Raw genomic sequence first — 7,066 nt, 5'->3', positions numbered from 1 at the left:
ACCCAGGACATGGCCATCATGATGATCCGCCGCGTCATACCGCCGGCGTTCATGAACTCGCCGGCCAGCATGAAGAAGGGCACCGCCAGCAGCGGAAAGCTGTTGGCGCCGTCCCACATGTTCTGGACCACGATCTGCGGATCTGTCACGCCCAGGTAGAACATCATGCTGAGGCCGCAGCCGATCAGAGCGAAGGCCACCGGCATGCCCAGCGCCATGAGACCGAGGAGCGATGAGATGAAGACGAAAATGGTCATGGCCGGGCGCCTCCACGTGCTTGCTGCTGTTCCATCTCATGCTCGGCTTCGAGCGCCTCAGCCATCCCCTCCTCGTGCACGTCGATGAGTTCGTCGTCGCCGACCTTGCYGGCGATCAGGCGCAGCAGGTTCACCAGGCAGATGAGGCCGATCGCGATGCCGGTGAGGTAGCTGACGCCGAACACCCACAACGTGCTGATCTGCGCCACTGGCGAGGAGGTGCCTGCGAGGATGTCGTGCTGTAACCAGGTGCCGTAGACGATGTAGACGCAGCACACGACCATGATCGCCTGGCTGATGCCCCAGCAGACCCTGCGGCCGAGCACGGGCAGTGCCAGTACGAGCATATCGACCCCGAGGTGCGCGCGCCGGCGCATGCCGACGATGGCGCCGAGGAAGGTCATCCAGACGAAGGCATAGCGCGGTATCTCTTCCGACAGGTCGATGCCGGTGTTAAAGAACAGGCGTAGCAGCACGTTGCCGAACACCATCACGAGCATGACCACCATGCAGATGACCATCACGATCTCGAGCGCGCGCGTGAGCGCGTCCGCCAGACGCTTGAACATTGTTGCCACAGCGGCCTCCAGGTTGAACCTAACCCCGGCGGCGGGCGGGCCCGCCGGGCCGCCCGTCACGTTGTCGGCTTACTTGCCGGCCGCACGCGCCTTGGCAATCTCGTCGTAGAAGCCCTTGACGAACTCGTCGCCAATGATGGGTGAGAACTTGGCCACCACCGGCTTGACCTTCTCCTGGATGCGCGCCAGTTCGGGCGGGCTCACGGTGTTGACCGTGACGCCATCGGATTTGAACTTGGCGATCACGTCCGCGTTGCCTTCGTCGAGCAGCTTGCGCTGGTAGAGGCCGGCTTCTACTGCGGCCTTCTGAATGCCGGCCTTGTCGGCGGGCGTGAGCGTGTCCCAGAACTTCTTCGACACCACCAGTGCCGACGGCGTGTAGACATGGTTGGTGACCGAGATGTATTTCTGGACCTCCTGCATCTTGTTCGCGTACATGTGCAGCAGCGGGTTCTCCTGGCCGTCGAGCGCCTTGATCTCGAGCGCCGGGAACACCTCGGCAAAAGCCATCGGCACCGCGTTAGCTCCGATCGTCTTCCAGGTGTCGAGCGCCACCGGATTGGCCATGACGCGCACCTTGAGGCCGCTCACGTCCTCCAGCTTGTTGACGCTGTGCTTGCTGTTGGAGAGATTGCGGAATCCCATGCCGGTCCAGGTCAGGCCAACCAGGCCCGAGGGCTCGATCTTCTCGAAGATCTTCTTCGACGACGGGCCGTCGAGCAGCGCATACACCTCGCGCTCGTTCTGGAACATGAAGGGCAGATCCCAGACCTGCACTTCCTTCACGCGGGTGGACAGCGGCGCCAGGGTGCCGATGTAGAACTCCTGCGTGCCGGCCTGCACCGCCTGCAGTTCCTTCTCGTCGCTGCCGAGCACGCCGCTCGAGTAGGTCTGGATCTTGACGTTGCCGTTGGTGTAGGTGTTCACCAGCTCGGCGAACTTCTTCATCGCCACCGATTGCGGGTGGCTGTCGGGCATCGCCTGGCCGAGCTTGGCCTTGACCTCGGCGATGGCGGGGCCGGAGGCCATGGCGAGGGCGGCCAGCGCCACCAGGGCGATGCGGCGGGTGCCGCGAAGCGATGCGCGAAGGGAAGTTTGCTGGGTGTTCATGGGATGTCTCCGTCTTGGGGTGAATCAATGTCTAAGGGGCGCCGAAGCGGCTACCACTCGGCCACGCTGCCGTCCGCATGCCGCCACACCGGGTTGTGCCAGTCGGGCGGGTTGCGGCTCATGTGGATCACGCGCTCCTCGTCGACCTCGACGCCCAGGCCGGGCTTGGGCAGCGCGTGGATGTGGCCGGCGTCGATGCGGAAGTCGTCCTCGTTGAGAACGTAGTCCAGCAGCTCGGCGCCGCGGTTGTAGTGGATGCCCATGCTCTGCTCCTGCAGCACCGCGTTGTGGGCCACGAAGTCGACCTGCAGGCAGGCCGCCAGCGCCACCGGCCCGAGCGGGCAGTGCGGCGCGAAGGCGACGTCGTAGGCCTCGGCCATCGAAGCGATCTTGTGGCACTCGGTGATGCCGCCGGCGTGCGACAGGTCGGGCTGCAGGATCGAGATGCCGCCGGCCTCGAGCACCCGCTTGAATTCGAAGCGCGAGTACATGCGTTCGCCCGCGGCCAGCGGGATCGAGGTGCTCGCGGCCAGCCGCGCGTAGTGCTCGGCCTGCTCGGCCAGCACCGGCTCCTCGACGAACAGCGGCCGGAAAGGCTCGAGCGCTCGCAGCAGCGGCTTGGCCATCGGCGCCGACACGCGGCCGTGGAAGTCGAGGCCGAAGCTCACGCGGGTGCCGAGCGCCTCGTGCACGCCGGCCACCTTGGCGACCGCGGCGTCGATCGCGCGCGGCGTGTCGAGCAGGGCCATCTCCTCGCAGCCGTTGAGCTTGAAGGTATCGATGCCGCCTTCGAGCAGGCGCTCCATGTCCTCGACTATCTGTGCCGGCCGGTCGCCGCCGACCCAGCTGTAGACCTTCATGCGATCGCGCACCTTGCCGCCGAGCAACTCGTAGACCGGCACGCCGAGCGCCTTGCCCTTGATGTCCCACAGCGCCTGGTCGATGCCGGCGATCGCGCTCATGAGGATCGGACCGCCGCGGTAGAAGTTGCTGCGGTACATGGTCTGCCACAGGTCGTTGATGCGGGCCGGGTCGCGGCCGATCAGGGTCTCGCCGAACTCGCGCACCGCGGCTTCCACGGTGAGTGCCCGGCCTTCGATCACCGGCTCGCCCCAGCCGCTGATGCCTTCGTCGGTCTCGATCTTCAGGAACATCCAGCGCGGCGCAACGCGGTAGGTCGTGAGGCGTGTAATCTTCATGGCGCAGGTCTCAGGGGGTCTGCAGCGTGCCGTCGACCCGCCGCGTCTGTGTCCAGGTCGTCACGCTGTTCTCGCAGGGAAATCGCCGTGCGGCTTCCTCGTCGATGTCGACGCCCAGGCCGGGCTTGTCGTTCGCATACACGTAGCCCTGCCGGAACTCCGGCAGGCCCGGGAAGACGTCGAGCAGCGCCTCACGGGGTCCTTTCAGCTCCTGGATCACGAAGTTGGGCGGCTCGGTTCCAGACCACTCCTGCACGCCGAAATTGCGTGCCGCGAGGTCGATATGGATGTTGGCCGCATGCGCCAGCGGTGACATGTCGCCAGGCCCGTGCCACGCCGTTCGGACGCCGAACTGCTCGGCGAAGATCTGCAGCTTGCGGCCCGGCGTGATGCCGCCGATCTGGCTCAGGTGCACCCGGATGAAGTCGATCAGCCGCTCGGCGATCAGGAACTTCCACTCGACGGGATTGTTGAAGAGCTCGCCTTGGGCCAAGGGGATGGTGGTCTTGTCGCGCAGCTGGCGCAGCCATTTGCCGTCCTCGAGCGGGATCGCGTCCTCGAGAAAGAACAGGTCGAACTGCTCCATGTCGCGCGCGAAGCGGATCGCGTCGACCGGCTGCAGGCGCTCGTGCACGTCGTGGCACAGCGAGACGTCGAAGCCGACCTTGCTACGAATGCCTTCGAAAAGCTTGAGCGTGTCGCGCATGTACTTCCGGCTGTCGAGGTACACGCCCGCCGGCGCACGGCCAGGCGCGCTCGCGGGCGCGGACCCGAAGGCGCCACCGCCATAGCCGCCGCTCTGGCAGCGCACGTGGGTGATGCCCTGCTCCTGGTACTTCAGGATGTTGTCGCACAGCTCGCCGAGGTCGCGGCCGTCGGCATGGCGGTAGATCGGCACACCCTCGCGCACCTTGCCGCCGAACAGCTGGTAGAGCGGCATCCCGGCCATCTTGCCCTTGATGTCCCACAGCGCCATATCGACCCCGGAGATGGCGTTGTTCTCGATCGGCCCGTTGCGCCAGTAGGCGTTCTGATGCATCAGCTGCCACAGCTCCTCGATCGCGGTGGCGTCGCGGCCGATGAGCAGCGGACGCAGGTACTCCTCGACCAGGCACTGCACCGCGAGGTGGCGATAGGCGAAGGTGGCGCAGCCGAGGCCGTGCAGGCCGGGCTGGTTGGTCTCGATCTTCACCACCACGAGGTTGATGCCCTCGGGGGCGGTCAGGATGACCTTGACGTCGGTGATGAGGGTTGCCATGCCGCTTGCCTTCTCACTTCTGGATGTTGAGACCGGCCAGCAGCTTCTTGAAGTAGCTCGACTGGCTGGCCATGAAGGCCTTGAACTGCTCGCCGTCCATGTAGGCGGGCTGGAGGTTGGCCTTGACGAGCGCGTCGCGGAAGGCCGGATCCTCGGCGGTCTTGCGCGTGAGCTCGCGCAGCGTCTGGACCACGTCGGGCGGCGTGTTGAGCGGCACGCCCAGGCCGCGCCAGGTACCGACCACCAGATCGGTGCCTTTTTCGGTGAAGGTCGGCACCTTGTCGTAGGGCGGCGGGAGACGGCGGTCGGCCATCGAGATCAGCACGCGGACCTTACCGGCCGCGACGAAGGAGCCGATCTCGGCCGGGCTGACGGCGATCGCATCGACGTGCCCGCCGACCAGGGCCATGACGCTGGGCGCCGCGCCCTGGTAGGGCACGTGATTGAATTTCGTGCCTGTTTTGTCCTCGACCGCGGCAGCCGCCAGGTGCCAGATGGTGCCGCTGCCTGCATTTCCCATGCTCACGCTCCCAGGCGCCTTTCGGGCGGCGGCGAGCAGGTCGTCGATCGACTGGTACGGCGATTCGGTGCGCACCGCGATCAGGCCCGGGTCGCCATTGAGGCGACCCAGCGGAATGAAGTCGTTGGTCGTGACCTTGGTCATGCCGAGGTGCGGAATGATGGCCAGCTCAGAGATCAGTACGCCCACCTTGTAGCCGTCAGGTGCCGAACGCTGCACCTCCGTCATGCCGATGCCGCCGCTCGCGCCGGGCTTGTTGCTCACGACGATCGGCTGGGCCATGTACTTCTTGGCCGTCTCGGCGAAAAGCCGCGCCATGACGTCGGTGCCACCGCCGGCCGACGAGGGCACGACCATCTCGATCGGATGGTTCGGGTAGTCGGCCGCGGCAGCCGCCCATCCGGCATGCGATGCGGCAAGAGCGAGAAGGGAGGCGGTCAGTGCCGCGCGAAGCTGTTTCATGGTTTGTCTCCTGTTAGTGCGAGGCGTCACAGCACGGCCAGCATGCCGCCGTCGACGTAGATGATCTGGCCGTTGACATAGTCGGATGCGGCCGAGGCGAGGTACACCGCGGTGCCGCCCAGTTCGTCGGGCCGGCCCCAGCGACGCGCCGGTGTGCGCCCCTTGACCCAGGCATCGAAGCCCGGGTTCTCGATCAGCGCCGTGTTCATCTCGGTCGCCATGTAGCCCGGCCCGATCGCGTTGGCCTGGATGCCGTGCTCGGCCCACTCGGCGGCCATGGCCCGGGTCAGCATCTTGATGCCGCCCTTGGCCGCGGTGTAGGGCGCGACCGTGGCACGCGCCGCCTCGCTGGTGAGGGAGCCGATGTTGATGATCTTGCCGCCTTGCTTGCGCGCGATCATCCGGCGTGCCGCTTCGCGCCCGACCAGGAAGGCGCTGGTCAGGTTGGTCCGGAGCACGCTGTCCCATTCGGCGAGCGCGAGATCGACCAGGGGCTTGCGCAACTGGATCCCGGCGTTGTTCACCAGGATGTCGACTGCGGTGTCGGCTGCATCCAGCCCGGCGAAGGCCTCGCAGACCGCCGCTTCGTCGGTGACGTCGAACGCCGCAGCGACGACGTCATGGTCCTTGGCCCTCAGTGCATCGGCACTGCGCTCCAGTCGATCGCGATCGACGCCGTTGATGACCAGCCTGGCGCCGGCCTGCGCCAACGCCTCGGCGATGGCGAAGCCCAGGCCCCGCGACGAGCCGGTGACCAGGGCGGTGCGACCGGAGAGATCGAACAATGAATGAGTCATGAACTGTGCGCCGGGAGTGGAAGCGATGACGAAGAATATCGTGATATTTCACAAAAGTTCTGCGTGTTTTCCCCTAGTGGCTGTTTCATTCATTCGCCCCTGAAACCAGGCGTTTTTCATTGGAGGACCATACAGAATTCGGCGGTACGGGCTGGCATATCTGGTGGTGTTCAGTGACAATGATGGGCACAGCGCCATCGTCTCAGCGCATTTGAAAGTTCAGCATGGCATCGCCCCCCCGACCGCGCCTGGTCGCCGCCGACGCTCCGGCATCGGAGGCGCAGCGCCCGCGCAACGCGGTGAATCTGTCCGATCAGGCCTATGAGCGCATCGAGGAACTGCTGGTCTGCTGCGAGTTGCGCCCGGGTCGGTTCCTTGCCACCCACGACCTCCAAAAGCTGGTCGGCTTCGGCCGCACCCCGGTGCTGCAAGCCGTGAACCGGCTCGCCGCCGACACGCTGGTCAACGTCGCGCCGCGGCACGGGCTCAGGATCGCGCCGGTCGACCTAACGCGCGACCGCGTGCTGCTGCGGCTGCGCCGCGACATGGAGCGTTTCGTGATCCGCCTGGCGACCGAACGGTCAGGCGCATCGCAGCGCAATCAGATGCTCCACCTGAAACGCCATCTGCTCGAGCACCGGGACCAGATCAATCTGGATCAGTTCAACCTGGTCGACCGACGGATCGACCAGCTCTTCCTCGCCGCCGCCGGCGAGCCCTTCGTCGAGAGCACGCTGCGGCCGCTGCACACCATCTTTCGCCGGCTGGGCTGGATCTATCACACCCAGACAGGGCGCGGCTAAGGGCTCACGCTAACGATTCCCGCCGCAGACGCCAGCGTTACCGCGCCGGCCCGGGGGCAGGCGCGTGGACGTTCGAGAACGT

8 protein-coding genes are annotated in these 7,066 nt (G+C 66.0%); 1 reads left to right on the top strand and 7 read right to left on the bottom strand.

Features of this window, described 5'->3' with window-relative positions; all coding sequences use genetic code 11:
• The 7 genes from AC1DY5_RS35740 to AC1DY5_RS35710 form a co-directional block, all read right to left on the bottom strand.
• Positions 1-257 (bottom strand): TRAP transporter large permease subunit (locus tag AC1DY5_RS35740; protein ID WP_478119227.1); only part of this gene is annotated, 257 nt, incomplete at its 3' end.
• Positions 254-895, bottom strand: coding sequence for a TRAP transporter small permease (locus tag AC1DY5_RS35735; protein WP_478119226.1), 642 nt, complete (start codon positions 893-895; stop codon positions 254-256). The genes AC1DY5_RS35740 and AC1DY5_RS35735, both read right to left, overlap by 4 nt.
• 9 nt (positions 896-904) lie before the next feature.
• Positions 905-1,945 (bottom strand): TRAP transporter substrate-binding protein, encoded by a 1,041-nt coding sequence (locus tag AC1DY5_RS35730; protein WP_478119225.1) that lies wholly within the window; start codon positions 1,943-1,945, stop codon positions 905-907.
• 50 nt (positions 1,946-1,995) lie between these two features.
• A complete protein-coding gene (dgoD, locus tag AC1DY5_RS35725) occupies positions 1,996-3,144 on the bottom strand; it encodes a galactonate dehydratase (protein ID WP_478119224.1) in 1,149 nt (382 codons plus the stop codon).
• A 10-nt stretch (positions 3,145-3,154) separates the two neighbouring features.
• Complete coding sequence (locus AC1DY5_RS35720; RefSeq protein WP_478119223.1) at positions 3,155-4,402, bottom strand: enolase C-terminal domain-like protein; 1,248 nt, start codon at positions 4,400-4,402, stop codon at positions 3,155-3,157.
• Between the two features lie 13 nt (positions 4,403-4,415).
• A complete protein-coding gene (locus tag AC1DY5_RS35715; protein ID WP_478119222.1) occupies positions 4,416-5,384 on the bottom strand; it encodes a tripartite tricarboxylate transporter substrate binding protein in 969 nt (322 codons plus the stop codon).
• A 26-nt stretch (positions 5,385-5,410) separates the two neighbouring features.
• Complete coding sequence (locus AC1DY5_RS35710; RefSeq protein ID WP_478119221.1) at positions 5,411-6,181, bottom strand: SDR family oxidoreductase; 771 nt, start codon at positions 6,179-6,181, stop codon at positions 5,411-5,413.
• A gap of 224 nt (positions 6,182-6,405) precedes the next feature.
• Between AC1DY5_RS35710 and AC1DY5_RS35705 the strand changes: the two genes are divergently transcribed.
• The gene (locus AC1DY5_RS35705) at positions 6,406-6,984 is read left to right on the top strand and encodes a GntR family transcriptional regulator (RefSeq protein ID WP_478119220.1); all 579 of its coding nucleotides are present in this window, start codon (positions 6,406-6,408) and stop codon (positions 6,982-6,984) included.
• Positions 6,985-7,066: the final 82 nt, after the last annotated feature.

The organism is Variovorax sp. P4_D9 (assembly GCF_056401695.1).
This window is presented reverse-complemented; position numbering and strand designations above follow the sequence as displayed.